At 68.3% G+C, this 26,894-nt stretch carries 25 protein-coding genes, 1 tRNA gene and 4 pseudogenes; 18 read left to right on the top strand and 12 right to left on the bottom strand.

Features of this window, described 5'->3' with window-relative positions; translation table 11 throughout:
• The first annotated feature begins 127 nt into the window (after nucleotides 1-127).
• From MBELCI_RS04730 to MBELCI_RS19165, 9 genes and pseudogenes are all read left to right on the top strand, one after another.
• On the top strand, nucleotides 128-1,312 hold the full coding sequence (locus MBELCI_RS04730; protein WP_021693014.1) for a deoxyguanosinetriphosphate triphosphohydrolase: 1,185 nt from the start codon (nucleotides 128-130) through the stop codon (nucleotides 1,310-1,312).
• Nucleotide 1,313: 1 nt separating this feature from the next.
• Nucleotides 1,314-3,319, top strand: a pseudogene (locus tag MBELCI_RS04725) (cation:proton antiporter).
• Nucleotides 3,320-3,427: 108 nt separating this feature from the next.
• Nucleotides 3,428-5,169, top strand: a pseudogene (argS, locus tag MBELCI_RS04720) (arginine--tRNA ligase).
• 73 nt (nucleotides 5,170-5,242) lie between these two features.
• Nucleotides 5,243-6,190, top strand: coding sequence for an SPOR domain-containing protein (locus MBELCI_RS04715; protein ID WP_052512677.1), 948 nt, complete (start codon nucleotides 5,243-5,245; stop codon nucleotides 6,188-6,190).
• Complete coding sequence (locus tag MBELCI_RS04710; protein ID WP_369385355.1) at nucleotides 6,108-7,181, top strand: glycoside hydrolase family 3 N-terminal domain-containing protein; 1,074 nt, start codon at nucleotides 6,108-6,110, stop codon at nucleotides 7,179-7,181. Before MBELCI_RS04715 ends, MBELCI_RS04710 begins: the two co-directional genes overlap by 83 nt.
• Nucleotides 7,181-7,972 carry a segregation and condensation protein A gene (locus MBELCI_RS04705; RefSeq protein WP_045319706.1) on the top strand — a complete coding sequence of 264 codons (792 nt, stop codon included), beginning with the start codon at nucleotides 7,181-7,183 and terminating at the stop codon, nucleotides 7,970-7,972. Before MBELCI_RS04710 ends, MBELCI_RS04705 begins: the two co-directional genes overlap by 1 nt.
• Nucleotides 7,969-8,595, top strand: coding sequence for an SMC-Scp complex subunit ScpB (gene scpB, locus MBELCI_RS04700; protein ID WP_021693009.1), 627 nt, complete (start codon nucleotides 7,969-7,971; stop codon nucleotides 8,593-8,595). The genes MBELCI_RS04705 and scpB overlap by 4 nt, the downstream gene beginning before the upstream one ends.
• 131 nt (nucleotides 8,596-8,726) lie before the next feature.
• The gene (locus MBELCI_RS19170; protein WP_021693008.1) at nucleotides 8,727-10,007 is read left to right on the top strand and encodes a GGDEF domain-containing protein; all 1,281 of its coding nucleotides are present in this window, start codon (nucleotides 8,727-8,729) and stop codon (nucleotides 10,005-10,007) included.
• Complete coding sequence (locus MBELCI_RS19165; protein WP_021693007.1) at nucleotides 10,001-10,216, top strand: hypothetical protein; 216 nt, start codon at nucleotides 10,001-10,003, stop codon at nucleotides 10,214-10,216. The genes MBELCI_RS19170 and MBELCI_RS19165 overlap by 7 nt, the downstream gene beginning before the upstream one ends.
• A gap of 6 nt (nucleotides 10,217-10,222) precedes the next feature.
• On the opposite strand, the gene MBELCI_RS04690 is transcribed toward MBELCI_RS19165, so the two are convergent.
• The 8 genes and pseudogenes from MBELCI_RS04690 to MBELCI_RS04655 all read right to left on the bottom strand — a co-directional run bounded on the left by MBELCI_RS04690 (nucleotide 10,223) and on the right by MBELCI_RS04655 (nucleotide 15,598).
• The gene (locus tag MBELCI_RS04690) at nucleotides 10,223-11,299 is read right to left on the bottom strand and encodes a 2'-deoxycytidine 5'-triphosphate deaminase (RefSeq protein WP_021693006.1); all 1,077 of its coding nucleotides are present in this window, start codon (nucleotides 11,297-11,299) and stop codon (nucleotides 10,223-10,225) included.
• A 58-nt stretch (nucleotides 11,300-11,357) separates the two neighbouring features.
• Nucleotides 11,358-11,434: transfer RNA gene (locus tag MBELCI_RS04685), tRNA-Pro, on the bottom strand.
• Between the two features lie 67 nt (nucleotides 11,435-11,501).
• Nucleotides 11,502-12,038 (bottom strand): MerR family transcriptional regulator, encoded by a 537-nt coding sequence (locus MBELCI_RS21465; protein ID WP_021693005.1) that lies wholly within the window; start codon nucleotides 12,036-12,038, stop codon nucleotides 11,502-11,504.
• 9 nt (nucleotides 12,039-12,047) lie between these two features.
• Nucleotides 12,048-12,350, bottom strand: coding sequence for an integration host factor subunit alpha (gene ihfA, locus MBELCI_RS04675; protein ID WP_021693004.1), 303 nt, complete (start codon nucleotides 12,348-12,350; stop codon nucleotides 12,048-12,050).
• Between the two features lie 96 nt (nucleotides 12,351-12,446).
• Nucleotides 12,447-13,418: a beta-ketoacyl-ACP synthase III gene (locus MBELCI_RS04670; protein ID WP_021693003.1), complete on the bottom strand. Its 972-nt coding sequence runs from the start codon at nucleotides 13,416-13,418 to the stop codon at nucleotides 12,447-12,449.
• Nucleotides 13,415-14,487, bottom strand: a pseudogene (plsX, locus tag MBELCI_RS04665) (phosphate acyltransferase PlsX). Before plsX ends, MBELCI_RS04670 begins: the two are co-directional and overlap by 4 nt.
• A 132-nt stretch (nucleotides 14,488-14,619) precedes the next feature.
• Nucleotides 14,620-14,826 (bottom strand): 50S ribosomal protein L32, encoded by a 207-nt coding sequence (gene rpmF / locus MBELCI_RS04660; protein ID WP_021693001.1) that lies wholly within the window; start codon nucleotides 14,824-14,826, stop codon nucleotides 14,620-14,622.
• Between the two features lie 208 nt (nucleotides 14,827-15,034).
• A complete protein-coding gene (locus tag MBELCI_RS04655; RefSeq protein WP_021693000.1) occupies nucleotides 15,035-15,598 on the bottom strand; it encodes a YceD family protein in 564 nt (187 codons plus the stop codon).
• Between the two features lie 92 nt (nucleotides 15,599-15,690).
• Between MBELCI_RS04655 and bamE the strand changes: the two genes are divergently transcribed.
• A complete protein-coding gene (bamE, locus tag MBELCI_RS04650) occupies nucleotides 15,691-16,167 on the top strand; it encodes an outer membrane protein assembly factor BamE domain-containing protein (RefSeq protein WP_021692999.1) in 477 nt (158 codons plus the stop codon).
• Between the two features lie 8 nt (nucleotides 16,168-16,175).
• On the opposite strand, the gene msrB is transcribed toward bamE, so the two are convergent.
• The gene (gene msrB / locus MBELCI_RS04645) at nucleotides 16,176-16,586 is read right to left on the bottom strand and encodes a peptide-methionine (R)-S-oxide reductase MsrB (protein WP_021692998.1); all 411 of its coding nucleotides are present in this window, start codon (nucleotides 16,584-16,586) and stop codon (nucleotides 16,176-16,178) included.
• 65 nt (nucleotides 16,587-16,651) lie between these two features.
• Between msrB and MBELCI_RS04640 the strand changes: the two genes are divergently transcribed.
• Genes MBELCI_RS04640 through MBELCI_RS04635 form a run of 3 tightly spaced genes read left to right on the top strand, consistent with a single transcriptional unit; the run spans nucleotide 16,652 to nucleotide 19,240 of the window.
• Nucleotides 16,652-17,380 (top strand): GNAT family N-acetyltransferase, encoded by a 729-nt coding sequence (locus MBELCI_RS04640; protein WP_021692997.1) that lies wholly within the window; start codon nucleotides 16,652-16,654, stop codon nucleotides 17,378-17,380.
• A 31-nt stretch (nucleotides 17,381-17,411) separates the two neighbouring features.
• The gene (locus MBELCI_RS22900) at nucleotides 17,412-17,831 is read left to right on the top strand and encodes an ATP-binding cassette domain-containing protein (protein ID WP_021692996.1); all 420 of its coding nucleotides are present in this window, start codon (nucleotides 17,412-17,414) and stop codon (nucleotides 17,829-17,831) included.
• Nucleotides 17,831-19,240 carry an ATP-binding cassette domain-containing protein gene (locus tag MBELCI_RS04635; protein WP_021692995.1) on the top strand — a complete coding sequence of 470 codons (1,410 nt, stop codon included), beginning with the start codon at nucleotides 17,831-17,833 and terminating at the stop codon, nucleotides 19,238-19,240. The genes MBELCI_RS22900 and MBELCI_RS04635 overlap by 1 nt, the downstream gene beginning before the upstream one ends.
• On the opposite strand, the gene MBELCI_RS04630 is transcribed toward MBELCI_RS04635, so the two are convergent.
• Together MBELCI_RS04630 and mazG are read right to left on the bottom strand one after the other, a co-directional pair.
• Nucleotides 19,177-20,319, bottom strand: coding sequence for a Fe(3+) ABC transporter substrate-binding protein (locus MBELCI_RS04630; RefSeq protein WP_235047565.1), 1,143 nt, complete (start codon nucleotides 20,317-20,319; stop codon nucleotides 19,177-19,179). The genes MBELCI_RS04635 and MBELCI_RS04630 overlap by 64 nt on opposite strands.
• Before the next feature lie 75 nt (nucleotides 20,320-20,394).
• Nucleotides 20,395-21,231, bottom strand: coding sequence for a nucleoside triphosphate pyrophosphohydrolase (mazG, locus tag MBELCI_RS04625; protein ID WP_021692994.1), 837 nt, complete (start codon nucleotides 21,229-21,231; stop codon nucleotides 20,395-20,397).
• A gap of 62 nt (nucleotides 21,232-21,293) precedes the next feature.
• Between mazG and MBELCI_RS04620 the strand changes: the two are divergent.
• The 5 genes and pseudogenes from MBELCI_RS04620 to MBELCI_RS04600 form a co-directional block, all read left to right on the top strand.
• A pseudogene (locus MBELCI_RS04620) lies at nucleotides 21,294-22,442 on the top strand (M20 aminoacylase family protein); the annotation flags it as partial.
• A gap of 184 nt (nucleotides 22,443-22,626) precedes the next feature.
• On the top strand, nucleotides 22,627-22,998 hold the full coding sequence (locus tag MBELCI_RS04615) for a DUF1499 domain-containing protein (protein WP_052512676.1): 372 nt from the start codon (nucleotides 22,627-22,629) through the stop codon (nucleotides 22,996-22,998).
• Nucleotides 22,999-23,029: 31 nt separating this feature from the next.
• Nucleotides 23,030-24,085: a peptide chain release factor 1 gene (gene prfA / locus MBELCI_RS04610; protein WP_021692991.1), complete on the top strand. Its 1,056-nt coding sequence runs from the start codon at nucleotides 23,030-23,032 to the stop codon at nucleotides 24,083-24,085.
• Nucleotides 24,082-24,948, top strand: a complete 867-nt coding sequence (gene prmC / locus MBELCI_RS04605) for a peptide chain release factor N(5)-glutamine methyltransferase (protein WP_021692990.1) — start codon at nucleotides 24,082-24,084, stop codon at nucleotides 24,946-24,948. Before prfA ends, prmC begins: the two co-directional genes overlap by 4 nt.
• A 222-nt stretch (nucleotides 24,949-25,170) precedes the next feature.
• Complete coding sequence (locus MBELCI_RS04600) at nucleotides 25,171-25,908, top strand: DUF4167 domain-containing protein (protein ID WP_021692989.1); 738 nt, start codon at nucleotides 25,171-25,173, stop codon at nucleotides 25,906-25,908.
• Nucleotides 25,909-25,990: 82 nt separating this feature from the next.
• Here MBELCI_RS04600 and rsmA read toward each other — a convergent pair whose 3' ends face one another.
• Complete coding sequence (gene rsmA, locus MBELCI_RS04595) at nucleotides 25,991-26,836, bottom strand: 16S rRNA (adenine(1518)-N(6)/adenine(1519)-N(6))-dimethyltransferase RsmA (RefSeq protein ID WP_021692988.1); 846 nt, start codon at nucleotides 26,834-26,836, stop codon at nucleotides 25,991-25,993.
• Nucleotides 26,837-26,894: the final 58 nt, after the last annotated feature.

Below are 26,894 nucleotides of genomic sequence, written 5' to 3'. Positions count from 1 at the left end.
GTCGGAACCTATCCATGGGCAGGGTCATTGACCGGCTCCGACACGGTCATTCGGGCGAATGTCCTGTGCGGGCGGCCTCTCGATCCATATAGGTAAGGTGAATAGTGACGACAAGCTGGCGGACATGATGATGGCTCCCTATGCCTCAGACCCGCGCGACACGCGCGGCAGGCTTTACCCCGAGGAAGAGAGCGCCTTCCGCTCCCCCTTTCAGCGCGACCGCGACCGCATCATCCATGCGAGCGCGTTTCGCCGCCTCAAGCACAAGACGCAGGTCTTCATCGAGCATGAGGGCGATTACTTCCGCACGCGTCTGACCCATTCGATCGAGGTGGCGCAGGTCGCGCGCACCATCTCAGGGGTGCTCGGGCTCAACACCGAGCTGACCGAGGCGGTGGCGCTGGCGCATGATCTCGGACACCCGCCCTTCGGCCATACCGGCGAGGACGCGCTCGACGCGCTGATGGCGCCTTACGGCGGCTTTGATCACAACGCGCAGGCGATCCGCATCGTCACCTCGCTGGAGCGGCACTACGCCGATTTCGACGGGTTGAACCTGACTTGGGAAACGCTCGAAGGCATCGCCAAACATAACGGCCCCGTCACCGGCGACATTCCCCACGCACTGGCCGATTACAACGCGCGCCACGATCTGGAGCTGCACACCCATGCCAGCGCCGAGGCGCAGGTGGCCGCATTGGCCGACGACATCGCCTACAGCCATCACGACCTGCATGACGGGCTGCGCGCCGAGCTGTTCTCGACCGATGAGCTGGCCGAGCTGCCGATCCTCGACGCCTGCTTCGCCGAGGTGGACCGCAAATATCCCGGCCTGAACTACTACCGCCGCCGCCACGAGGCGCTGCGCCGGTTCTTCGGCGTGCTGGTCGAGGACGTGATCGGCGTGGCGCGCGCCAACCTTGCCGAGGCCGATCCGAAATCGGCGCAGCAGGTGCGCGAGGCGGGGCGGATGATGGTGCGCTTCACCCCCGGGCTCTGGGCCGATCTGAAGGTGTTGCGGCATTTCCTGTTTCACCGCATGTACCGCGCGCCCGAGGTGGTGGTAATGCGCGAACGGGTGACCGGCGTGATCCACGACCTGTTCCCGCTTTTCATGGCGCATCCCGAGAATTTGCCCAAGCAGTGGCGAAAGGACGTTGCGGAGGCAAAGGGCGAAACCGCCTTGGCACGGATCGTCGCGGACTACATTGCCGGGATGACCGATCGCTTCGCGCTGCAAGAGCACGCGCGGCTGACCGGCTCGGACATACTTGAGACAACGAACGTGGCGGGAGCCTGGAGTGGAAATTGAGATGACGGCAGAACACGCCGCCGGGCTGACCCCGATCATGGCCTTTGCGCTGGTGGGGGCCATCGGCGTCGGTTCGCAATGGATCGCGTGGCGGTTGCGCATGCCCGCCATCGTGCTGATGCTGGTGGCGGGCCTCTTGATCGGGCCGGTCTTCGGCATCTTCAATCCGGAGCGCGACATCGGCGTGCTGCTGGCCCCGATGATCTCCATCGCGGTGGCGATCATCCTGTTCGAGGGCGGGCTGACGCTCAACGTGCGGTCCTTGCGCGACGTGGCGCAGGGGGTGAGCCGCCTCGTCTTCATCGGCGCGCCGCTGGGCTGGCTCTTCTCGACGCTGGCGCTGCGCTACGGCGCGGGGATGACGTGGGAAAGCTCGGCCGTCTTCGGCGGCATCATGATCGTCACCGGCCCGACCGTGATCGCGCCGTTGCTGCGCACCGCGCGGCTGTCGCGACGCCCGGCGGCGCTCCTGCAATGGGAGGCCATCGTCAATGACCCCTTGGGCGCGCTTGCCGCCGTTCTCGCCTTCGAGGTGGTGCTGGTGCTGCGCACCGCGACCACGGTGGGCCATGCGGTGTGGGAGCTGGTGCTCGGCGTCGTGGTGGCGCTGCTGCTGGGGATCGCCGGCGCGCTGATCGTGGCGTGGGGTTTTCGCAAGGGGCGCGTGCCGGAATACATGAAGGTGCCGGTGCTGTTCTCGCTGCTGCTCGCGGTCTTTGCGGTGTCCGACACCATCCTGCACGAAAGCGGCCTGCTCGCCGTCACGGTGATGGGCATCGGCATCGCCAACGCCGATCTCGCCTCCTATGCCGAGCTGCGCCGCTTCAAGGAACACGCGACGATTCTTCTGGTCTCGGGCGTGTTCATCCTGCTTGCCGCGGCGATCGAATTCGACACGCTCACGGCGCTGAACTGGCGCGCGGTGCTCTTCGTCTTTGCCGTGGTGCTGCTGGTGCGCCCGCTCACCGTGGTGCTGTCTCTGCTCGGCTCGGGTGTGCCATGGCGCGAACAGCTTCTCGTGGCGCTGACCGGCCCGCGCGGCGTGGTGCTCGTCGCGGTGGCGGGTCTGTTCGGCGAAAGGCTGGCCGAGCTGGGGGTGCCTGACGGCGCCGACATCGCGCCGCTGGCCTTCGTGCTGGTCGCCTTCACGGTGGTGATCCACGGCTTCACGCTGGCCCCTTTCGCGCGGTTTCTCGGCCTCTCGGGCGCCAGCGTGCCGGGCGTGCTGCTGATCGGCGGCTCGCGCTGGACCCGTGGGTTGGCCGAAGCGCTCAAGAAGGTCGAGGTGCCGGTGCTGATCGCGGACCCGAACCACAACAACCTGCGCGCCGCGCGCTCGGAAGGCATCCCGACCTATTCCGGCGACATCCTGTCGGAATCGGCCGAGCACTGGCTCGAACTGGTGAGCTACGACGTGGTGGTCGCGGCGACCGAGAACGACGCCTACAACACGCTGGTCGCCACCGATCTCGGCCCCGAATTCGGGCGCGACAACGTCTATCAGATCGCCCGGCAGAAGATGGAAAGCGCGCGGCACGCGCTCTCCAACAGCCTGACGGGCCGCGAATTCGGCCCCGAGGAGACGCATGACGGGCTCGAGCAGCTGATGCGCGAGGGCTGGACCTTTCGCGTGACCCGGCTGACCGAGGAATACAGCCTCGAGGAATGGCGCGAGAAACGGCCCCATGCCAAGGTCGTCGCCCGCGTCGGCCCGCAGGCACGACCGAGTTCATCCGCGAGGATGACGACATTCGCGCGGCGCCGGGCGTGCGCATCATCTCGATGCTGCCGCCGGGCGAGGAAAAGGGCACCGATCCCGGCGCGGGCCACGAGATCGCCAAGCAGGCTGCCAAGAACAACGCCGGCAAGGGCAGCGGTCGCCCCACCGGCAAGAGCGGCAGCATGGCCGGGGTCAAGGCCCTTGGCGTGAAGGCATGGGGGCCGAAGCCCGGCACGAAGTCGACGGGTGGCAAGAAGCCCAAGGGCGAGCCGCCCCGCGCCGCCTGAGCGGGCGCATTCGAACCGGTCCGGGCGGTGCCGCGCGTTGACGCGCGGCACCGCATGGTAAAGGGTCGCGGGCCGATCTCGCGGCACGACTGGCCGAAAGGACTGCGCATGAACCTCTTCACCGATATCCGGGCCCTTGTGCTCGACACGCTGGACGCGATGGCACGCGACGGTGCGATCCCCCAAGGGATGCAGACCGGCGCCGTGACGGTGGAGCCGCCGCGCGACGCGGCGCATGGGGACATGGCAACCAATGCCGCGATGGTGCTGGCCAAGCCCGCGGGCAAGAAGCCGCGCGACATCGCCGAGGATCTGGCCGAGCGGCTCGGCGCCGACGACCGCATCGAGAGCGCCGAGGTGGCGGGGCCGGGCTTCATCAATCTCCGCCTCGCGCCGAGCCTGTGGCAGGGCATCGTGCGGGCCGCGCTGACCCAAGAGGGCTTCGGCCGCTCGACCATGGGGCAGGGCGAGAAGGTCAACGTCGAATACGTCTCGGCCAACCCCACGGGGCCGATGCATGTGGGCCATGCCCGCGGCGCGGTGTTCGGCGACGCGCTGGCGCGGCTGCTGGATTACGCGGGCCACGACGTGACCAAGGAATACTACGTCAATGACGGCGGCGCGCAGGTCGACGTGCTGGCGCGCTCCTCCTTCGAGCGCTACCGCGAGCCTGCGGCATGACGCCCGAGATCGGCGAGGGGCTCTATCCGGGCGACTATCTCGTGCCGGTGGGCGAGAAGCTCAGGGAGATCTGGGGCGAGGGCAAGCTCAACAGCCCCGAGGAAGATTGGCTCGAGGAGGCGCGTGAAATCGCCACCGAGGCGATGATGGAGATGATCCGCGCCGACCTCGCGGCGCTGGGCGTCACCATGGACGTGTTCTTTTCGGAAAAGGCGCTTTACGGCACCGGCCGGATCGAGGACGCGATCAAGACGCTCGATGACAAGGGCCTGATCTATCGCGGCACGCTTGAGCCGCCCAAGGGCAAGACGCCCGAGGATTGGGAGCCGCGCGAGCAGACGCTGTTCCGCTCCACCGCGCATGGCGACGACGTCGACCGGCCGATCATGAAGTCGGATGGCGCGTGGACCTATTTCGCGCCCGACATCGCCTATCACCACGACAAGGTGAGCCGCGGCTTCACCCAGCTCATCGACGTGTTCGGCGCCGACCACGGCGGCTACGTCAAGCGGATGAAGGCCGCCGTCTCGGCGCTTTCGGAAGGAAAGGTGCCGCTCGACGTCAAGCTGATCCAGCTGGTGAAGCTGTGGAAGAACGGCGAGCCGTTCAAGATGTCGAAGCGCGCCGGCAACTTCGTGACGCTGCGCGATCTGGTCGATCAGGTCGGCGCGGACGCGGTGCGGTTCCACATGCTGACCCGCAAGAACGACGCGCCGCTCGATTTCGACTTCGACAAGGTGCTGGAGCAGAGCCGCGAGAACCCCGTCTTCTACGTGCAATACGCCAATGCGCGCATCAACTCGGTGCTGCGCAAGGCCGACGCCATGGGCATCGCGGTCGATGACGCGACGCTGGCCGAGGCCGATCTGTCGAAGCTCGACCACGAGGCGGAGCTTTCGCTGATGCGCGCCCTCGCCGAATGGCCGCGTCTGGTGGAGATCGCCGCCAAGGGCCACGAGCCGCACCGCGTCGCCTTCTATCTCTACGACCTCGCCTCGGCGCTGCACGCGCTGTGGAACCGCGGCAATGACGAGCCGGGCCTGCGCTTCGTGCAGGAGGGCGACGCGGCCACGACGCAGGGCAAGATTTCGCTCGCCCGCGCGGTCGGCGTTGTGATCGGGGAAGGGCTTGGTATCCTTGGCGTCACCCCGGTCGAGGAGATGCGCTGAGCGCGTCTTTCGGCGCATGGCGGGCATGACGGGGGAGGTGGCCCCGCGACAAGGGGCGGCAGAGAGGCTGGGAATGGCACAACCGAGCGATCCACAGGGCCCCGGCCGACTGGCGGCCGGGATGGCGCTGATGTTCCGCTATGCGGGGGCCATCGTGTCGCTGGCCCTCGTGTTGGGCATCGGTGTCTGGGGCTACAAGCTGTGGATGCGTGACGTCACGGGCATCCCGGTGGTGCGTGCCATGCAGGGCCCGATGCGCGCCGCCCCCAAGGAGCCGGGCGGCGAGATCGCGCTGCACAAGGGGCTCGCGGTGAACGACATCGCCGCGATGGGCGAGGCGGCGGGCCCCGAGGAGCGGCTGGTTCTGGCGCCGCAGCCGCCGGGCCTCACCGAAGACGACCTGCTGGTGCAGCCCACCGCCGAGGCGGACGAGCTGCGCGCGGGCGAGGATCTCGTGCAAGCGCCGCCAGCGTTCGACCCCACCAAGCCGATGTCGGTCGACGACGTGGCGGCGCTGGCCGACAGCCTCGCGGCGGGAGCCGCGCCGCTGGGCGCGGTGGAGCCGCCCGAGCCGGGCACCATCGCCGGACCCGACCCTTCTGTGATCGCCGCCGCCGACCCGGCGCTGGCCCCCTCTGGGTCAGGCGCGCCCGCGCGCCCGGCGCTGCGCCCCAGCGCGCTGCGCCCCGCCACCGCCATGGCCGCCGCCGCAGCCCCCGCGCCCGAGCCGCAGATCGCCCCCGTGGCGGTCAGCACAGGGGACATCGCGCCCGGCACCAGCCTCGTGCAGCTCGGCGCCTTCGAGAGCCCCGAGGTGGCCGGGCAGGAATGGGCGCGCCTCGCGGGCCGCTTCGGCGAGCTGATGTCGGGCCACGACCGGCTGGTGCAGGAGGCGGTGAGCGGCGGGCGCACCTTCTTCCGACTGCGCGCCACCGGTTTTGCCGATCTCGCCGAGGCGCGGCGTTTCTGCTCGGCGCTGGTCGCCGAGGACGCCGCCTGCATTCCCGTGGTGGTGCGATGACCGCCGCCGCGATCCTCGGGCCCGAAGGCTGCGGCTCGGCCCGGACGAGGCCGCGTTCTTCCGCGACGCCGACCCTTGGGGTTATATCCTGTTCGCGCGCAACATCGATACGCCGGACCAGCTGCGCCGACTGACGGGCGATCTGCGGGACGCGGTGGGCCGCGACGCGCCGATCCTGATCGATCAGGAGGGGGGGCGGGTGCAGCGGATGCGACCGCCGCACTGGCACGCCTATCTGCCCGCGCTCGACCAGATGCGGCGCGCCTCCGACCCGCTGCGTGCGCAATGGCTGCGCCACAGGCTCATCGCGGCGGATCTGCACGAGGTCGGCATCGACGTGAACTGCGCGCCGCTGGCCGATCTGGTGGAGCCGCAGACCCATCACATCCTGCGCAACCGTCTTTATGGCGACACGGTCGAGGGCGTCGTCGCGGCGGCCCGCACCGCCGCTGAGGGGCTTTTGGCGGGCGGCGTGCTGCCGGTGCTCAAGCACATCCCCGGCTATGGCCGCGCCAGCGTCGACAGCCACAAGGCGCTGCCCCGCGTCTCGGTGCCGCTCGACGATCTGCGCGACCGCGATTTCGCGCCCTTCGCGGCGCTCAATGACATGGCGATGGGCATGACGGCGCATATCGTGCTCGACGCCGTCGATCGCGATCGGCCCGCGACCACCTCGGCGCGGGCGATGCGGATGATCCGCGAGGAGATCGGCTTCGACGGGCTCTTGATGACCGACGATCTGTCGATGGAGGCGCTTTCGGGCGACATCGACGCGCGCGCGGCCGCCAGCATCGCGGCGGGCTGCGACGTGGTGCTGCACTGCAATGGCGAGCGCGACGAGATGGAGGCCGTGGTCGCGGCCTGCGGCGCGATGGGGCCGGATGCGGCACGGCGCGCCGAGGCGGCGCTGGCGCAGCGCCGAATGCCAGAGCTTGCCGATATCGAGGCGCTGCGCGACGAGTTGGGCGCGCTCACCGGCGAGGACACCTGATGGATGGCGGGCGGGACATCGAGGCCGCGCGCGCCACGGTCGAGGAGCGTCGCAACGCCGAGGCGCTGATTGTCGACGTTGAGGGCTTCGAGGGGCCGCTCGACCTGCTCCTGGTGCTGTCGCGCAGCCAGAAGGTCGACCTGCGGCAGGTCTCGATCCTCGCTCTGGCCGAGCAGTACCTCGTCTTCGTCGAACGCGCGCGGCTGCTGCGGATCGAGCTGGCTGCCGATTACCTCGTGATGGCGGCCTGGCTGGCCTTTCTCAAGTCGCGCCTGCTGCTGCCGCCAGATCCCAAAGGCGACGAGCCGTCGGGCGAGGACCTCGCCGCCCATCTCGCGTTCCAGCTCGAACGCCTGCAGGCGATGCGCGAGGCGGCCACGGCGCTGATGGCGCGGCCCCGGCTCGGACGGGACGTCTTTGCGCGGGGCGCGATCGAGGCCGTGACCGTGCACCGCTCGGCCGTGCATCACGCCAGCCTGTTCGACCTCATGCAGGCCTATGCCCGCGTGAAGACCCGCGACGAGTTTCGCCCCTTCGTGATGGACCGGCGCGACCTGATGACGATGGAGCAGGCGCTCGACCGGCTGCGCAGCCTCGTGGGCGACGCAGCCGACTGGGCCGACATCTTGGCCTATCTGCCCGAGGACTGGCACGTGGCGCCCAAGCGCCGCCGCTCGGCCACCGCCGCGACCTTCGCGGCCTCGCTCGAACTGGCCAAGGAAGGCCGCATCGAGATCCGTCAGAACGAGAGCTTCTCCCGCATCGAGATCCGCCGGAAGGACCGCGCATGACCCAAAGCCCCGAGCCCGCCCAATTCGACGCGCCGCCGCGCGCCGAGGCCGCCCGGATGATCGAGGCGATGCTGTTCGCCAGCGCCGAGCCGCTCGGGACGGCCGAGATGGCGCGCCGCCTGCCGGAGGGCACGGATCTGGTCGGCGCGATCGAGGATCTGCGCGCGCAGTATCAGGGGCGCGGCATCGAGCTGTGCCGCGTCGGCGACGCTTGGGCCTTTCGCACCGCGCCGGATCTGGGGCATCTGCTCGAACGGCACACGATCGAGACCCGCAAGCTCAGCCGGGCCGCGACCGAAACCCTCGCCATCATCGCCTATCACCAGCCCTGCACCCGCGCCGAAATCGAGGAGATCCGCGGCGTATCGGTGAGCCGCGGCACCATCGACCAGCTCGTCGAGATGGGCTGGGTCCGGCTCGGCCGGCGCAAGATGACGCCGGGGCGGCCGGTGACTTTCGTCGTGACCGAAGCCTTCCTCGACCATTTCGGCCTGTCGAGCGCCCGCGACCTGCCGGGGCTGCGCGAATTGCGCGCGGCGGGCCTGCTCGAGAATCGTCCGCCGCCACAGGCGGGGGGGCAAGAAGATGAGGGCGAGGCGCAGGACAGTCTTTTCGGAGACTGATCTCATGTCGACGGCGCAGGGCCGACCCCGGTCGGAGACTTCGTCAATGATGCTTTAAGTAGATTGGCCCATCTTGTCCTGAGACCGATGAACGTTGCGTTCCGCAATGCGTCGGCGACCAGAGCGGGACCATGACCATGACCATCGATACGGCCCGACAGCTTTCGGCGCGCAATTTCGGCGAGGTCCGAAGCGCGATTCGCATCATCCGCCGGTTCGAGCGGTTGCGTTTTCGCTTCGCCGCCGCCGCGGCGGGGATCTGCTGTCTAGCCTTGGCGGGCTACCTGCTGGACCTGCGCATGCTGTATCTGCCGGTGGAGGAGGGGGGCGGCACCCATCCCCTGACCGCGCTGACCGCGCTTTTGCTGGCGCTGGGGCGGTGCGCGTCGAACCGCAGGATCGAATTCGCCCTGGCCTCGCTGGCGGCGGCGCTTCTGGGGCTGCGCGGAATCGAACTGCTCTGGCTCGAGACCCCGATGCCGGTGGGGCAATGGCTCGGGATGTTCACGTGGGATTCGGCCCCTCGCGGGGAAACCGCGATGGGCTTCAATTCTCTCGGCACCTTCGCCGCGATCGCTCTCGCCATTCTGCTGGGTCACCGATCGGCCCTCGGCATGGCTGCCATCGTCGCCGCCTTTGGCGTATGCTGCACGGTGATCGTCGCGTACAGCTACGCGCTGCACCCGGCCTTTGGCGGCATGTCCCCCATCACCACGTTGATCGCGCTGCTGCTGATGCTGGCCACGGTGGGGCGGCACATCGATCCTCTGGCGCTGCGTCTCCTGCTCTCCGACAGCGCGGTCTCGCGATTGCTGCGCCGTCAGCTTCTTCTGGCGCTCAGCGGGTTCTGGATCGGCGGGCTGCTGCTGTTGCAACTGCACCCCGCCCAATGGATCACCGCCGCGCCGCTGTTCACGACCGTGATGCTGGTGCTGGCCATCGCGGGGCTGATCTCGACCGTCGCCATGCTGGCCGGCACGGAAAACACCCGTCAGCGGCAGCAGGCGACGCTGGAGCGGCTTTCGGTGACGGATGCGCTGACGGGGCTGTCCAACCGCTGGGCCTGCGACGTCTTTGCCAGCCGCGCGATCGCCGCCGCGCAGCGCGAGGGGACCGGCCTCGCCGTGGTGCTGATCGACATCGACCGGTTCAAATCGGTGAATGATCGCTATGGCCATGCCGCAGGCGACCGGTTGCTGTGCGAGGTGGGACATCTGCTGCCGCGCTGGCTGCGGCGGTCGGACCTTGCCGCGCGCTGGGGCGGGGAGGAATTCCTGCTGATCCTCACCACCACGCGGCTGACCGGGGCGATCGCGCTGGCCGAGCGGGTGCGCCGTTGCTTCGAGGACAGACTGTCGCTGCCTGATGGCTCCATGCCGGTCACCGCTTCGATCGCTGCGCCGAGATGTTGACGGGCGAGGAGACGCTCGACGCGGCGATCTCGCGCGCCGACGCCGCGCTCTACCGTGCCAAGAACGCAGGTCGCAACCGGGTCGAGCCGCGCTTGCCAACCCTCGAAGCAGGCTCGGATGCCTCACCCTGCGAGGAGTCGAACACCGCCCAGGGCAGGGCACCACGGCCCGGTCCTCGACGCCGGCGCGCCGCCGACACGGTCTCTTGAGACGCCTCAGGGGCTTCGGAATTGCTTGGAAAGCTTGAGGCCCTGGCCCTGGTAGTTCGAAGCGATGCCGGCGCCATAAAGGCGGTCGGGCGTCTCGGCCATCCGCTCATAGACCAGTCGGCCCACAACCTGCCCATGTTCGAGCACGAACGGCGCCTCGTGGCAGCGCACCTCGAGCACCCCGCGCGATCCCTTACCTCGCGCCTCGGCATAGCCGAAACCGGGGTCGAAGAACCCGGCGTAATGCACCCGAAATTCCCCCGCCATGGCGAGGTAGGGCGCCATTTCGGCGGCATAGGCGGGCGGGATGGTGACGGATTCGCGGCTGACGAGGATATAGAAGGCGCCGGGGTCGAGGATGATCCGGCCATGTGCCGCCGTGACCACCTCCCAGAACTCGGCCGGGTCGTAATGGTCGATGCGGTCGAGATCGATCACCCCGGTATGCGGCTTGGCGCGAAACCCCGCGCAGGCCGCAAGCTCGGGCGACAGGTCGACCGAAAAGCCCAGCCCCTCGGAAATGAGCGCCTCGCCGGTCACCAGGGGCTCTTGGGCGTGCAGCGCAGCAAGCTGCGCGTCGTCGAGCACCGCTTGGCCCCCGCGAAACCGGATCTGGTTGAGCTTCATGCCCGGCCGGGCCAGCACCGAGAAGCTGCGCGGGCAGATCTCGGCATAGAGCGGGCCGTCATGGCCGGGGGCCACCCGGTCGAATTCGGTGCCGCCATCGGTGATGAGACGCGTCAGCAGGTCTAGCCGCCCCGTGGAGCTCTTGGCGTTGGCGACGGCCTGAATGCCCTCCGGCAGGGCCAGCCGCTCCATCAGCGGCACCACGTAGACGCAGCCCTTTTCGAGCACCGCGCCGCCATCGAGATCGATGCGGTGCATCTCGAATTCGGAGATCCGGTCCGCGACCCGGCGGCCATTGCCCGTAAGGAACGAGGCGCGCACCCGGTAGGCGATGCGGCCAAGCCGCAGATCGAGGCTGGCGGGCTGAATCTGGGTGGGATCGATCGGTTCGGAGGCCGAGATGGCACCGGTTTCGATCAGCGCGGCGATCCCCTGGCGGGGCAGAACTCCGGTCACGGTCGGCTCCTCCTGACATGACGACGCCCGCCGCTTTGAGGCGGCGGGCGGTCATAAATGGTCGGGCTAGCAGGACTCGAACCTGCGACCTTCCGTCCCCCAGACGGACGCGCTACCAGGCTGCGCTATAGCCCGACTGAGGCTGCTAATGCCCCATACGGCGGGCGGGAGCAAGCCGATTTGCGCAAAAAATTTCAGGTTTTCAGAGCGGGCGATCACGAGCGGCGATCATGCGCAGGCGTAGGGATTCCAGACGCCGCAGCAGCGGCGCGATCCGCGCCGCGCGCGTCGCCAGATGAGTCGGATCGGCGGACAGAACAGCCGCAAGCGGCGAGGCAGCGCGCGATCGGGGCAGGGCGGTCGCGGCCCCTTGGGCCGGGTCTTCCTCGCGATCGAGCACGAGGACCGCATCCTCGACGGGCGCGGCGCCAGCGACGAGGCGCGGGCGGGGGGGGTGCGGCGCGGCGGCGGGCAGACCGTGATCGGCGACATGGCGCGCGCCCTTTTCGCGCAACAGTTTCTGCACGCCCTTGATGGTCATGCCCTGATCATGCAGCAGCGCCTTGATCCCGCACAGCAGCGCCAGATCCTCGGGCCGGTAATAGCGCCGCCCGCCCGCCCGTTTGACCGGCCGCACCTGCGCGAACTTGCTCTCCCAGAATCGCAGCACATGCGCCGGGGTGTCGAGCACCTCCGAAACCTCACCGATGGTGCGGAAGGCGTGGGCCGATTTCGCCATTTACCTGACTCAGCCCTTGTTGCCCGAAGCGACCTTGTCCTTCATCAGATGCGAAGAGCGGAAGGTGAGCACCCGGCGCGGGTGGATCGGCACCTCTTCCCCGGTCTTGGGGTTGCGGCCGATGCGCGCGGCCTTGTCGCGCACCGAGAAGGTGCCGAAAGAGCTGATCTTGACCTGTTCGCCCGCCACCAGCGCGTCCGAGATGTGACCCAGCACCGTCTCGACCAGTTCGGCGCTGTCATTGCGAGACAGCCCCACCTCTTCGTGCACGGCCTCGGCAAGATCCATCCGCGTCAAAGTCTTGTCCGCCATTTTGATCTCCCTGAACTTCCGCAACCTTAAGGGCAGGGGCAATTTCAAGTCAATCTCAAGTGGATGGATGGCACTGTTGCAGCGACGCCGCGCCGATCACCAACGCAGCACGAGAGAGCCCCAGGCAAGCCCGCCGCCGATCGCCTCGGTGACGACGAGATCGTCGCGCTTGATCTGGCCGCGGGCCTGTCCGACCGAGAGGGCCAGCGGGATCGAGGCCGCCGAGGTGTTGCCGTGATCCTGAACCGTCACGACGACCCGATCCATCGACAGTCCGAGCTTCTTGGCCGTGGCCTGGATGATGCGGATGTTGGCCTGATGCGGCACGACCCAATCGATGTCCTCGGGGCCGAGACCGGCCTTTTCGAGCGACAGATGCGCGGTCTGGGCGAGCTTTTCGACAGCGTGGCGGAAGACTTCGCGTCCCTCCATGCGCAGATGGCCGGTGGTGCCGGTCGAAACGCCGCCATCGACATAGAGAATCTCGCGGTGGCGCCCGTCCGAATTGAGATCAGCCGAAAGGATGCCGCGATCCGCGGAACTGCCATCGCCCTCGGCCGCCTCGAGGACCAGCGCGCCCGCGCCGTCGCCGAACAGCACACAGGTGGTGCGGTCGGTCCAGTCGATGATGCGGCTGAAGGTCTCGGCCCCGATCACGAGCACGCGTTTCGCCTGACCGGTGAGGATCATCGCGTTGGCGGTGGTGAGCGCATAGACGAATCCGGCGCAGACCGCCTGCACGTCGAAGGCGAAGCCATGCGTCATGCCAAGCTCGCGCTGCACCATGGTCGCGGCGGAGGGAAAGGTCAGGTCGGGGGTCGAGGTGGCGAGGATGATCGCGTCGACCGTTTCCGCCTCGATCCCGGCATCGGCGAGCGCCGCGCGGGCGGCGCGGGCGGCCAGATCGGAGGTCGACTGCCCTTCGGCGGCGATGTGGCGCCGCTCGATGCCCGAGCGCGAGCGGATCCATTCGTCGGAGGTGTCGACGAAGCTCTCGAACTCGGCGTTCTGCATCACCCGTTCGGGCAGGTAGTGCCCGACACCCTTGACGACCGCGCGAATGGTCATGCCTCGATCTCCTTCGGGGTGTCTTGATGCAGGGCCGAGACGCCGGCGATGCGATGCGCCAGGCGTTCGGAGAAATCGGACCGCGCGAGCCGCGCAGCAAGGCTCAGCGCCGCGCAGACGCCGGTGGCGTCGGCCGAGCCGTGGCTCTTGACCACGAGGCCGCCCAGCCCGAGGAACACGCCGCCATTGACCTGCCGCGGGTCGATCCGCGACTTGAGACCGGCCATGCGCCGCGCGTCAGGAGCGCCGCGACCTTGGAGGCGATCGAGGAGAGGAACGCCTCGCGCAGCAGCCCCGAGATCAGCGTGGCGGTGCCTTCGCCGGTCTTGAGCGCGACATTGCCGGTGAAGCCGTCGGTGACGATCACGTCGACGCGGGCCGAGGGGATGTCGCCGCCCTCGACGAAGCCGACATAGTCGAAATCGCCCTTGTCGGCGGCCGAGGCGATCATGTCGGAGGCGACCTTGAGCTCGGCCCGGCCCTTGTGCTCCTCGGTGCCGACATTGAGCAGGCCGACGCGCGGCCGCTTGAGCCCGAGGCCGTTGCGCGCGTAGGAGGCGCCCATCATCGCATAGGCGAGCAGGTCGTCCTGATCGGCGCGGATGTCGGCACCGACATCGAGCATGACGTTGAAGCCGTTGGGATTGCGCGAGGGCCACAGGCAGGCGATGGCGGGCCGGTTGACGCCCTCGGCCTTGCGCAGCCGGATCATCGACACCGCCATCAGCGCGCCGGTGTTGCCGCAGCTCACGCAGGCATCGGCGCGGCGATCGCGCAGCGCGTCGACCGCGGACCACATCGAGGTGGCCTTGCCGCTGCGCATCACGTTGCTGGGTTTGTCTGTCATCGCCACGACGCCGGTGGCGTGGACGATCTTGACCCGTGCGGCGACGTCCGAGCCCGCGAAGAGCGGCTCGAGGATCTCGCGCTGACCGTGCAGGAGAACCTGCGCGGCGGGGTCGGAGGAAAGGAATTTGCTCACGCCAGCGGCCACGACGGCCGGACCCTGATCGCCGCCCATGGCGTCGACGGATAGCGTGATGGATCGGTCTTGGGACAAGCCCGTCATCGCGGCCCCGATGCTCTGGGCGCGGTCATCTCAGGCGCGCGCCGGTGTCGATGCGACAGACAACCGGGCAAGACCCCGAGGGGCGGCGCGGTCCGGGTCGAGCCCGTCCCGCGCCAAAGCCCGGCGACGGGCTTACGCCGCGTCGTCGTCCAGCTCGGTCTCGGCGGCCTGCGCGATCACTTCGCGATCGGCATAGCTGCCGCAGGAGGGGCAGACGTGGTGGGGGCGCTTGAGCTCCCCGCAATTGGTGCATTCGTTGGGGTTCGCGCCGGTCAGGCCGTCATGGGCCCGACGCTGGTTGCGGCGCGACTTGGAGATCTTGTTCTGCGGAACGGCCATGTCACAACCTCGAAGGAATCTGGCTCTAGTCTAAGTGGGCGCGGAAAACGTTTCCGGCCCGGCTGGCGGGTGGGCACACGGCCCCGGTCAGGGGATCCATCCCGCGACGTCCGGCCGCTCTTAGGCGATAAGAACCGGGCTGTCGAGCCGTGGAATGGAAAGAGGCCGCGAAAATACTGCGGTCGCGACGAAAAGCAAGAGAAACGTATCAGTCGGCGGCGTCTTCGTCCCCCTTGAGACGGTCGCGCAGCCCCTTGAGCCCGGCAAAGGGCTTCACGTCCTCATCGGTGATCGGTTCGGCGCCGGGCTCGGCCACCGAGTGGTCGCCCGCGGCAGCGCCTTCGACGCGCGGATAGTCGGGAAGCGCCAGCGCCAGCGCCTCGATCATCACCGACGCGATGTCGAGCGCCGAGGGCAGCGGCTCGATCGTGTCGTCCTCGGACATCTCGACCTCCGTGGCCTCGGGTTCGGTCACGTCGGCGAGGTAACGGCGGATCACCTTTTCGTCGATCCGCGTCGTCACCGGTTCGAGTGTCACCACGCAGTCCTGCACCACGGTCGCGCCCAGATCGCCTTCGAGCCGCCAGCCGCGATTGTCCTCGGGGGTCAGCACCGCGCGAAACCGCAGCTTGCGAAGGCCGCGTATCTCCAGACGCGCCGCGATGGCGGCGCGGGCCGGGGCGTCGGGCTCGATCAGCGTCTCGGTATCGCGGCGCTGCGACAGATCACCGAGGCGGATCACGTGTCGCGGCAGGGGGGTCGCCTCGGGCATGGTCCGCTTCCTTCCTTGAAGAGATGCATGGGGTTGTTGTAAGCGGCTTTAGAAGCCGCAAAGGCTTGAGGCAAGAGCAGGGGCAGGCGCAGATGGGCATGGATACCGGCCGTGACAGGATCGGCCGCGGCATTCGCCGCGGCGCAGCCCTCGCGGGGCTTGCGGGGCTCGTGGCCTGCAGCCCGACCGAGCGCTACCACGGCTATGTGCCGGGCGAGGCGGTGCTCGACACCATTTCCCTGGGCGAAAACCGCGAGGCGGTGATCCAGAAGGCCGGACAGCCGACCACTTTGGGCGCGATCGGCGAGAACGACCTCTATTACGTGCGCTCGGTGTTTCGCCATTACGGCTTCTTCGCCCCCGAGGAGGTGAGCCGCGAAGTCGTGGCGATCAGCTTCTCGCCCGCGGGCGCGGTGTCGAACCTCGAACGCTTCGATCTCAGCGACGGGCGCATCGTGCCGCTGACCCGCCGGGTCACCGAAGATAGCGTCGAGAACGGCGCCTTCCTGCGGCAACTGGCGGGCGCGGCGGGCAACTTCGACCCGAGCGCGCTGATCAACGACGAATGAGCCGCGGCTCAGGCCGCGCTCTCGTCCGAGGTCGCCGGCTTGAACTCAAGCGCTACGCCGTTCATGCAATAGCGCAGGCCGGTGGGCGCGGGGCCGTCGGGAAAGACATGTCCCAGATGCGATTCGCAGGCCGCGCAATGCACCTCCGTGCGCTTCATGAAGAAGCTGCGATCCACCTGCTCCTCGACCGCCTCGGGCGTCAGCGGCGCGTAGAAGCTGGGCCAGCCGGTGCCGCTGTCGAACTTGGTCCGGCTCTCGAACAGCGGCCGTCCGCAGCCTTTGCAGGCGAAAGTGCCGGGTTCTTTCGGGAAATCGTCATGGCTGAAGGCGCGCTCGGTGCCGTGCTTGCGCATCACCTTGTATTCGAGGTCGGACAGCTCCGCCCGCCATTGCTCGTCGGTCTTGTCGATCTTGTCCATCAGATCCTCCGTGGTCTCGTCTCCCTATGTAGTCAGCAAGGCCCGACTTGCCAGCGGGGGCACGCATGAGCGTGATCCTGTCGCGCGGGCGCATGGTGGCACGCGAGGCCGAAGGCGCGGCATTGGCGCGCGCTTTGGCCTTGCGCGAACGCTGCTTCGTGACGCTGGGCGGGGCTGTCAGCGAGGCCGACGGGTTCGACGCCGCCTGTCGCCACGTTCTGATCGAGGATGGGGAGGGCCGGGCGCTCTGTGCGTTTCGCTGGCGCCTGTTCGATCCGGGTGCCGTGGCGCAGGCGGCGAGCGCCGAGGCCTATGACCTTTCGGCCTTGGGACGCTGGCCGGGGCGGTCGATGGAGATCGGACGGTTCTGCATCGCGCCCGAGGCGCGCGACGGCGAAGCGCTGCGCCTTGCGATTGCGGTTCTGACGCGTCTGGTGGTCGAGACGCACGCGACGATGCTCTTCGGCTGCGCCTCGTTTCCCGGTACGGACCCCGATCCGCACGCCCCGGCCTTTGCCTGGTTGGCCGCGCATCACCGCGCCGCGCCCGAATTGCGGCCCGGACGGCGGGCGGCAGAGACGCGCGATCTTGCCGGGTCGCCGGGCGATCCGCGTGTCGCGCGCGCGGCGCTGCCGCCCTTGTTGCGCAGCTATCTCGGGATGGGCGGCGTGGTGGGCGACCACGCGGTGATCGACCGCCGCATGAACACGATGCACGTGCTGTGCATGGTCGATCTCGACGCGATCCCGCCGGTGCGGGCCCGGGCGCTGCGCGCTCTCGCCTTTGGCCCTTGATAAGCCGCGCGCCGCCCTCTAGCTGGCGGGCATGGCACGCGCACCCCTTCTTCAGCTCACCGACATTTCCCTCACCTTTGGCGGCGACCCCGTCTTCGACGGGTTGTCACTCGCGGTTCAACAGGGCGACCGGGTCGCCCTCGTCGGCCGCAACGGATCAGGCAAGTCCACCTTGATGAAGGTGATGGCGGGCCTCGTGGAGCCCGACCACGGCATCCGCGCCGTGCCGCCCGCCACGACGGTGGGCTACATGGAGCAGGACCCCGATTTCGCGGGCTTCGCCACCTTGGGCGACTGGGCCGCGCAGAACCTCGATCTGGGCGAGGAATACAAACTCGCCGTGGCCGCCGAAGGGCTCAAGTTCGATCCCGAGCGCGATCCCGCCACCGCCTCGGGCGGCGAGCGGCGCCGCGCGGCGCTGGCGCGGCTGATGGCCGAGCGCCCGAGCTGATGCTGCTCGACGAGCCCACGAACCACCTCGACATCGAGGCGATCGCCTGGCTCGAAGCCGAGCTGAAGCAGACCCGCGCCGCCTTCGTGCTGATCAGCCACGACCGCGCCTTTCTCAAGGCGCTGACCCGCGCGACGCAGTGGATCGACCGCGGCGCGGTGCGGCGGCAGGAGACCGGCTTCGACGGCTTCGAGGCCTGGCGCGACAAGGTCTGGGAAGACGAGGACATGGCGCGCCACAAGCTCGATCGCAAGATCAAGTCGGAGGGCCGCTGGGCCGTCGAGGGCATCTCGGCGCGGCGCAAGCGCAACCAGGGCCGGGTGCGGGCGCTGCAGGATCTGCGCGCCGAACGGGCGGGCCAAATCCGCCGGCAAGGCACCGCCGCCATGGCGCTTGGCGAGGGGCCGACCTCGGGCAAGAAGGTCATCGAGGCCTTCGGCCTGAGCAAAGAATACGCCGGAAAGCGCATCGTGGAGGGGTTTGACCTCACCGTGATGCGCGGCGACCGGATCGCCTTCGTCGGGCCGAACGGCGTTGGAAAAACAACGCTTATCAAGATGTTGCTTGGTGAAGTTGAACCCGATGAAGGCCGCGTCAAGCATGGCACCAATCTCGAGATCGCGGTGTTCGACCAGGCCCGCGCCCGGCTCGATCCCGAGGCGACGCTGTGGGACAGCCTGACCAACGACCCGCTGATGGCGGTCTCAGGCAGTTCGGATCAGGTGATGGTGCGCGGCACGCCGCGCCATGTCATCGGCTATCTCAAGGACTTCCTGTTCGACGAGGGTCAGGCCCGCGCGCCGGTGAAGTCGCTCTCGGGGGGCGAGAAGGCGCGGCTCCTGCTGGCGCGGATCATGGCGCAGACCGCGAACGTGCTGGTGCTCGACGAGCCGACCAACGATCTCGACATCGAGACGCTGGATTTGCTGCAGGATCTCTTGGGCGATTATGACGGCACCGTGCTTCTGGTGAGCCACGACCGCGATTTCCTCGACCGGGTGGCGAGCACGACCATCGCCATGGAAGGCGACGGAAAGGCGGTGCTCTATGCCGGTGGCTGGAGCGACTACCAAAGCCAACGAGCCTTCAACGACGCCCCCGAGCCCGTGAGCCACGCCCCCGCGCCGCGCGGCAGCGCACCGGCCCCAAGCGCGCCCAAGTCCAAAGCCGAGGCCGCGAAATCCAGCCTCAGCTTTACCGAGAAACATCGGCTCGAAGAACTGCCCGGGGTGATCGACCGGCTGGGTCAGGAGATCGCCAAGCTGGAACAGCTGCTCGCCGATCCGGAGTTGTTCACCCGCGAGCCGGTGAAGTTCCGCAAGGCGACCGAGGCGATGACCGAGCGTCAGGCGGCATTGGAGGCCGCCGAGACCGAGTGGCTGGAGCTTGAGGAGAAGGCCGGGGCCTGATTGATCAAGTCTCTGTAATGGAACGAAAAAGGCCCGCTTTCGGAATGAAGGCGGGCCTTTCTTTCGCTTGAGGGGCGATCAGCGTCGAAGTTCACTTCTTCCATGATCCGCAGCGCCGCGGCACGGTGATCGGCCAGCGTCGGCAGCGGCGTGTCGTCGGCGGTGAACTCGCCCCATCCCTGCACCAGCTCCGAGGCCTGGGCGCCTCCGAGCACCGGATACTCGTAATTGGCTTCGGCGTAGACTTCCTGCGCCTGCGGCGAGACGAGGAACTCCATAAATTTCACGGCCTCGTCCTTGTTCGGCGCCGATTGGGTCAGCGCGACGCCCGAGACGTTGACGTGGGTGCCGCCGTTCTCGAAGGCCGGGAAGGTGATGCGCACCGCGTTGGCCCACTCGGTCTGCTCTTCATCCTCGAGCATCTTGCCCATGTAGTAGGTGTTGCCGAGCGAGATGTCGCACTCCCCGGCCCAGATCGCTTTGACCTGCGCACGGTCGTTGCCCTCGGGCTTGCGCGCGAGGTTGTCCTTCACGCCCTGCGCCCATTCCTTGGCGTATTCTTCGCCGTGATGGGCGATGATCCCCGAGACGAGGGCGAGGTTGTAGTCGTGCAGGCCCGAACGGGTGCAGATCCGGCCTTCCCATTTGTCGGAGGCGAGATCCTCATAGGTGGTGATTTCGCCGTCGGCCACGCGCTCCTGGCTGGCATAGACGATGCGGGCGCGGGTGGTGACGCCGAACCATTCGCCGTTTTCGCCGCGCAGATTGGCGGGCACGGCCTCCATCAGCACGTCGCTCTCGACCGGCTGGGTCACGCCGGCGTCGACGATCTGGCTCAGGTTCGCGATGTCGACGGTCATCACCAGATCGGCAGGCGAGCGCTGGCCTTCGGCCTGCAGACGCTCGACAAGGCCGTCTTCCACGAAGGCGAGGTTGACGGCGATGCCGGTTTCTTCGGTGAAGGCGTCGACCACCGGCTGGATCAGCTCGGGCTGGCGAGTCGTGTAGACGTTGACGTCGGCGAGGGCCGAGGTGCCGGCGAGGGCTGCGGCGATGGTCAGGACGGGGCGAAGGGTCATGTGACGCTCCAATTGCGTGTTGCGATTGGCGGCGCTTAAATCCGAGCAAATTGGTAGGGTCAATACCCGAGTTTTTCAGTCGGCAGTTTTTTCCGCTCCCCGGATCTCGTTCCACAGCGCATCCATTTCATCGAGGTCGCTCTCCACGGGCCGCTTGCCACGTTTCTGAAGTTCACGCTCTATGTATTTGAACCTGCGTGTGAACTTGTCGTTCGAGCGGCGCAATGCCACCTCGGGATCGACGCCCATGTGCCGCGCGAGATTGGCCATGACGAAAAGCAGGTCGCCCATCTCGGCCTCGATCTCGTCTTCGCCTAAAGTATCACGGGCCTCGACCAGCTCGTGCGCCTCCTCGATCAGCTTGTCGAGGACCTGCGCCGTCTGCGGCCAATCGAATCCAACCCGCGCCGCGCGCTTTTGCAACTTGGCCGCGCGCATCAGTGCCGGCAGGCCGAGCGCCACGCCGTCGAGCACGCCGGTCTCGGATTTGCCCGCGCGTTCCGCCGCCTTGATCGCCTCCCAGGCCTGCGTCTGCTCTTGGGCGGTACGGTCACGGCTTTCCTCGCCAAAGACATGCGGATGCCGGGCGATCATCTTGTCCGAAATCGCGCGCGCCACGCCGGCCAAGTCGAAATACCCGGCCTCGGTCGCCATCTGCGCGTGGTAGACCGATTGCAGCAACAGGTCGCCCAACTCACCGCGCAATTCGGGCCAATCCTCGCGCGCGATGGCATCGGCGACCTCATAGGCCTCTTCGATGGTGTAGGGCGTGATCGAGGCGAAATCCTGCTCGATATCCCAAGGGCAGCCGTGATCGGGATCGCGCAGCGCCCGCATGATCGCGGACAGGCGCGCGATTTCGCGGGCGGCGTCACGGTCGGTCTCGAGGATCTCGGGCTCGGTCTGGGGCATTGCGGATGACTCCTGTCGGTGGCAAGCCGAAGGCTAGGATTTCAAAGCCCGGAGCGCCAGCCATGCCCGTCGTCAACCGCATCGCCGATTTCGCCGAAGAGATGAAGGCGTGGCGGCGCAAGCTCCATGCCACGCCCGAGATCGGCTTCGACTGCCACGAGACGGCGGGCTTCATCGCGGAGCGGCTGCGCGACTTCGGCGTCGACGAGATCCACGAGGGTATCGCCACCTCGGGCATCGTGGCGCTGATCCGGGGCCGCGGCGACGGGCCGGTGATCGGACTGCGCGCCGACATGGACGCGCTGCCGATGGATGAGGAGACGGGCCTGCCGCATGCCTCTGCCAACAAAGGCCGGATGCATGCATGCGGTCATGACGGGCACACGACCATGCTGCTCGGGGCGGCGAAGTATCTTGCCGAGACGCGCAATTTCGCGGGCACCGTCGCGCTGATCTTCCAGCCCGCCGAAGAGGGTGGCGGCGGCGCGGGCGTGATGGTCGAGGAGGGCGTGATGGAGCGCTTCGGCATCGGCGAGGTCTATGCGCTGCACAACGAGCCGGGCCTGCCCGTGGGGCATTTTCGCACGGCGCCGGGGCCGATCATGGCGGCGGTGGATGATTTCACCATCACCGTGACCGGCAAAGGCGGGCACGGCGCGATGCCGCAGGATGCGGCCGACCCGGTGGTCGCGGCCTGCGGCATCGTCACCGCGATCCAGACCATCGTCAGCCGCAACCACGACGCGCGGCAGGATCTGGTGATCTCGGTCACACAGATCCATACGGGAAGCGCCGACAACGTGATCCCCGCGACCGCATGGATCAACGGCACGGTGCGCAGCTTCGACAAGGGTGTGCAGAAAATGGTGATGCGGCGGATGCACGAGATCTGCGAGGGGCAGGCCATGGCCTACGGCGTGCGCGCGGATCTCGATTACAACCTCGGCTATCCGGCGACGGTGAACGATGCGGACCGCGCGGGCTTTGCGGCCGAGATCGCAGGCGAGGTCGGTCGGGCGAGCGATCCCGACAGCCCGCGCGCCATGGGGGCCGAGGACTTCTCCTTCATGCTGGAGGCCCGGCCCGGCGCCTATCTTTTTCTTGGCAATGGCGAGACGGTAGGCGTGCACCACCCGGAATATGATTTCAACGACGAGACGGCCCCTTACGGCGCGTCCTTCTTCGCGCGGCTGGTCGAGCGGGCGCAGCCGCCCGCAGCTGACACTGGCGCGCCGACGGCGGATCCTCACATAAAGAATGGCAGGCAACGATATGAATTTTTTGAACATTATCTCTATCGTGGCCTTGGCCTCCCTTGCCGCGCCGCTGGTCTGGGTCCGCGCCGCGCCATCGGATGTCGCGCGCTGGCATGTCGATCCGATGGAGGTCGAACGGGTGCCCGAGGCGCCGCGCAAGGGCGGCTGGCTGGTCCGCACCGGCCCCGCCAACGCCGCGCCGCCGATCTTCGACACCGATCCGGCGACGCTGCTCTCGGCCTTTGACGAGATCGCGCGCGGGACGCCGCGCACGCGGGTCCTGTTCGAAAGCCCGGCGGAAGGGCGCGTGACCTATGTCACCCGCTCGGCGTGGCTGGGATTCCCGGATTACACCAGCGTCAAGGCGGTGCCGGAAGCGGGCGGTGCCGCGCTGATGATCTGGGCGCGTCAGCGCTTTGGCGTCGCGGATATGGGCGTGAACCGCAAACGCGTCGAGACGTGGATGGCCGCGCTCGAAGAGCGGTTGCCGCGGCGCGGAGCGCCCACTTGACGCGTCAGGGGCTATGAAGGATGGGTGATCCATGATCGCACAGGACAAGATCGAACAGATCACCGCCCGCTTCGAGTTTATCGAGGCGAAGATGTCGTCCGGGGCCTCGGGCTCCGAGATCGCCGATCTGGGCCGGGAATATGCCGAGCTGAAGCCGGTGGTGGAAACCGCCGCCGAGCACGCGCGCCTCGCCGCCGAGATCGCCGAGGCGCAGGCGATGCGCGACGACCCCGAGATGCGCGACCTCGCCGAGGAGGAGCTTCCGGGGCTGAAGGCGCGGCTGGAGGATGCCGAGACGGCGTTGCGCCTCGCGCTGCTGCCCCGTGATGCGGCTGATGCGCGCCCCGCGATGATCGAGATCCGCCCCGGCACGGGCGGCGACGAGGCGGCGCTTTTTGCTGCCGACCTGCTGCGTATGTACCAACGCTATTCGGAAGGGCGCGGCTGGCGCTTCGAGATCATCGAGGAGCAGGCCACCGAGCTTGGCGGCATCAAGGAGGTCGTGGCGCGGGTCGAGGGCGAAGGCGTCTTTGCCCGGCTGAAATACGAAAGCGGCGTGCACAGGGTGCAGCGCGTCCCCGAGACCGAGAGCGGCGGGCGCATCCACACCTCGGCCGCGACGGTCGCCGTGCTGCCTGAGGCCGAAGCCGTGGACGTGAAGATCGACCCGAACGACATCCGCATCGACACGATGCGCGCATCGGGCGCGGGCGGGCAGCACGTGAACACCACGGATTCGGCGGTGCGGATCACGCATATCCCCTCCGGCATCGTCGTCACCTCGAGCCAGAAGTCCCAGCACCGCAACCGTGAACTGGCGATGGAGGTGCTGCGCTCGCGGCTCTTCGATGCCGAGCGGATGCGGGTCGACGGCGCGCGCTCGGCCGATCGGCGGGCGCAGGTCGGTTCGGGCGACCGGTCCGAGCGCATCCGCACCTACAACTTCCCGCAAGGCCGCCTGACCGATCATCGCATCAACCTGACGCTCTACCGGCTTGACGCAGTGATGGGCGGCGATCTCGACGAGATCATCGACGCGTTGACAGCCGAGGCGCAGGCGGCGCTTCTGGCGGAGATGGAGGCGTGAGCCCGCTGCCGTCAGGGCCGCTCACCGGGGCGGCGGCGCTCGTCGCGGCAACGCGCAGGCTTGCCGAGGCGGGTGTGCCCGATCCGGGGCGCGACGCGCGGCGGCTGTTCTCGCACAGCCTCGGGGTGGAGCCGGGGCGGCTGACGCTGGTGCTGCCCGAACCGGTGGACGGCGAAAAGCTCGCCGTCTTCGAGGCGTTGATCGAGCGGCGCTGCGCGCGCGAGCCGGTCTCGCATCTGACCGGCAGCCGCGCCTTTTATGGCCGCCGCTTCAAGGTGACGCGCGATGTGCTCGATCCGCGCCCCGAAACCGAGACGCTGATCGAGGCGGCGCTGTCCGAACCCTTCGGCCACGTGCTCGACCTCGGCACGGGCTCGGGCTGCATCCTTCTGACCTTGCTGGCGGAAATGCCCGACGCGCGCGGCATCGGGGTCGATGTCTCGGAGGCCGCCTGCGCCGTGGCGCGCGAGAACGCCGAGGCGCTGGGGCTGGCGGACCGCGTGCATATCTCGGTCTCCGACTGGGTGAGCCGGGTCGAGGGGATGTTCGACCTCGTGGTCTCGAACCCGCCCTATATCGCGCGCGCCGAGATGGCGGATCTCGCCCCCGAGGTGCGCGATTGGGAGCCCGCGGGCGCGCTCACCGACGGGGCGGACGGGCTGTCATGCTACCGCGCGATCCTCGACGGGGCGACCGAGGTGCTGGCCCCCGGCGGACGGCTGGTGATGGAACTGGGCGTAGGGCAGGCCGAGGCGGTGGGAAGCCTCGCCGTGGCGCGTGGCTTCGCGCCGATCGCCCTCATCCCCGATCTCGACGGGCGCGACCGGGTGATCGTGCTGGGATTGCCGCAATCGGGTTTCTAGGCCCGGAAAAACCTGCTTTCGGGGCGTTTGTCGTAGTTTCTGCTTGCCCAAGGGCCATGCGCATGGTTAGTCCTTGGCATCGGACGGAGGAAGGCGTGCGCGCCCTCCCGCCCCGAGACGCTGCCAGATCATCGCAGGCCCCGACGTCGCAGCAGCGCGCCACGCGTGCGCAGACCGGGGCACAAGCGCAACGCCTGAGCCAGGCCGGAACCGAAGAATCACATGAGATCATCGAAGTCACGCTCGCGCGGCAACAAGAACCGCAACAACAACCGTCCCTCGGGTGGCAATATCGTCAACCGCGTGTTCGACAGCTCGGGCCCGGACGGCAAGGTGCGCGGAACGCCGCAGCAGATCATCGAGAAATACACGCAGCTGCACCGCGACGCGCAGCTGTCGGGCGACCGCGTCGCCGCCGAGAACTTTGCCCAGCACGCCGAGCATTACCTGAGAATGTTGGCCGAGGCGCAAAAGGAAATCGACGCCAAGCGCGACGAGGTCGAGGCCCAGAACCGCGAGCGGCAGGCCGAGCGCGACCGTCAGGCCGAACGCGACCGCGAGCGGGCCGCAAGGCTGCGCGCGCAGGAGGAGGCGGCACAACCGCAGTCCGAGCCCCAGCGCGAGAACCAGCGCGACACGCAGCCGCAGCGCGAGGCCCGTCATGAAGAGCCCACGAGCGACCTCGTCGAGACGCCCGAAAACCGCGATGGCGGCCGGGAATCTGGCCGCGATGCAGATCGCGACACCGGCCGGGACAGTGGCCGGGACACGGGCCGCGAAATCCCCGCGCAGCCTGCCGAGGCGCAGCCCGAGGGCGACAAGCCCAAGCGGACCCGCAAGCCGCGGGTGAAGCGTGACACGCCCGAAGGCGAAAAGCCCGCGCCGCGCGCGCGCAAGCCGCGCGCCGAGAAAGCGGCCGACAAGCCCGCCGAGGGCGGCGCGGCCGAAGCCGCCGAGTAAGCCACTCTCTTTGACCGGATCGAAAGAAGGCGGCGCCCCGAGGGTGCCGCCTTTTTCATGTCGGGTCGTCAGGTGAGGCCTGCTAAGTCGCCGCCTTGACCGACCGGGCCAACGCGCACCAGGCTTCGAGACCGACCTGCTCGGCTCGTTCGGTCGGCGGAATACCCGCGGCGGCCAGATGCTCCTCGATCCCCGGTGCCACGCCCTTGAGCGAGGCGCGCAGCATCTTGCGGCGCTGGTTGAAGCCCGCCGCCACGACGCGGCTCAGCACCGCCGGATCGGCCGGGAAGCGCGGCTCGGGCAGGGCGGTGAGATGCACCACCGCCGAGGAGACCTTGGGCGCGGGCACGAAGGCCTGCGGCGGCAGGTCGAGCACGATCCGCGCGCTGGCGCGCCACTGCGCGAGGATCGCGAGGCGGCCATAGGCCTTGGAGCCGGGCGCCGCGACGATCCGCTCGGCCACCTCGCGCTGGAACATCAGCGTCAGGCTTTCCCAGAAGGGCGGCCATTCGGGCGGCGTCAGCCAGCGCACCAGAAGCTCGGTGCCGACATTGTAGGGCAGGTTGGCGGCGACCCGGATCGGCGGCGTCAGATGCGCCAGCGGATCGATCTTGAGCGCGTCGCCCTCGATGAGTTGCAGCCTTCCCGGATAGCGCGCCGCGATCTCCTGCAGCGCGGGCAGGCAGCGCGGGTCCTTCTCGATCGCGAGGACGCGGCGCGCGCCTTCGGCCAGAAGCCCGCGCGTCAGCCCGCCCGGTCCGGGGCCGATCTCGAGGATGTCCGATCCCGCGAGATCGCCCGCCGCCCGCGCGATGCGCGCGGTCAGGTTGAGATCGAGAAGGAAGTTCTGCCCGAGCGCCTTCTTGGCCTGCAGCCCATGAGTGGCGATGACCTCGCGCAGCGGCGGCAGATCGTCGATGGCGGCCATTGGCGTGTCCTACCTTGCTCTGAAAATACTCGCGACGCGCGGGCCCGGCGTCCTGCGC

It is taken from the genome of Limimaricola cinnabarinus LL-001 (assembly GCF_000466965.1).
Lineage (GTDB): Bacteria > Pseudomonadota > Alphaproteobacteria > Rhodobacterales > Rhodobacteraceae > Limimaricola > Limimaricola cinnabarinus.
Note: the sequence above shows the minus strand (reverse complement) of the source record. Positions and strands in the feature narration are given on the sequence as shown.

Coding starts and splice junctions, on each gene's coding strand:
- MBELCI_RS04715 (WP_052512677.1), top strand. CDS start 5,243: ATGGCACAACCGAGCGATCCACAGGGCCCCGGCCGACTGGCGGCCGGG.
- MBELCI_RS04670 (WP_021693003.1), bottom strand. CDS start 13,418: ATGACCATTCGCGCGGTCGTCAAGGGTGTCGGGCACTACCTGCCCGAA.
- MBELCI_RS19165 (WP_021693007.1), top strand. CDS start 10,001: ATGTTGACGGGCGAGGAGACGCTCGACGCGGCGATCTCGCGCGCCGAC.
- ihfA (WP_021693004.1), bottom strand. CDS start 12,350: ATGGCGGACAAGACTTTGACGCGGATGGATCTTGCCGAGGCCGTGCAC.
- MBELCI_RS04640 (WP_021692997.1), top strand. CDS start 16,652: ATGAGCGTGATCCTGTCGCGCGGGCGCATGGTGGCACGCGAGGCCGAA.
- prfA (WP_021692991.1), top strand. CDS start 23,030: ATGATCGCACAGGACAAGATCGAACAGATCACCGCCCGCTTCGAGTTT.
- MBELCI_RS22900 (WP_021692996.1), top strand. CDS start 17,412: ATGGCACGCGCACCCCTTCTTCAGCTCACCGACATTTCCCTCACCTTT.
- bamE (WP_021692999.1), top strand. CDS start 15,691: ATGGGCATGGATACCGGCCGTGACAGGATCGGCCGCGGCATTCGCCGC.
- MBELCI_RS04600 (WP_021692989.1), top strand. CDS start 25,171: ATGAGATCATCGAAGTCACGCTCGCGCGGCAACAAGAACCGCAACAAC.
- MBELCI_RS19170 (WP_021693008.1), top strand. CDS start 8,727: ATGACCATGACCATCGATACGGCCCGACAGCTTTCGGCGCGCAATTTC.
- mazG (WP_021692994.1), bottom strand. CDS start 21,231: ATGCCCCAGACCGAGCCCGAGATCCTCGAGACCGACCGTGACGCCGCC.
- MBELCI_RS04705 (WP_045319706.1), top strand. CDS start 7,181: ATGGATGGCGGGCGGGACATCGAGGCCGCGCGCGCCACGGTCGAGGAG.
- MBELCI_RS04635 (WP_021692995.1), top strand. CDS start 17,831: ATGCTGCTCGACGAGCCCACGAACCACCTCGACATCGAGGCGATCGCC.
- MBELCI_RS04655 (WP_021693000.1), bottom strand. CDS start 15,598: ATGCCCGAGGCGACCCCCCTGCCGCGACACGTGATCCGCCTCGGTGAT.
- MBELCI_RS04630 (WP_235047565.1), bottom strand. CDS start 20,319: ATGACCCTTCGCCCCGTCCTGACCATCGCCGCAGCCCTCGCCGGCACC.
- msrB (WP_021692998.1), bottom strand. CDS start 16,586: ATGGACAAGATCGACAAGACCGACGAGCAATGGCGGGCGGAGCTGTCC.
- scpB (WP_021693009.1), top strand. CDS start 7,969: ATGACCCAAAGCCCCGAGCCCGCCCAATTCGACGCGCCGCCGCGCGCC.
- rsmA (WP_021692988.1), bottom strand. CDS start 26,836: ATGGCCGCCATCGACGATCTGCCGCCGCTGCGCGAGGTCATCGCCACT.
- MBELCI_RS21465 (WP_021693005.1), bottom strand. CDS start 12,038: ATGGCGAAATCGGCCCACGCCTTCCGCACCATCGGTGAGGTTTCGGAG.
- rpmF (WP_021693001.1), bottom strand. CDS start 14,826: ATGGCCGTTCCGCAGAACAAGATCTCCAAGTCGCGCCGCAACCAGCGT.
- MBELCI_RS04730 (WP_021693014.1), top strand. CDS start 128: ATGATGGCTCCCTATGCCTCAGACCCGCGCGACACGCGCGGCAGGCTT.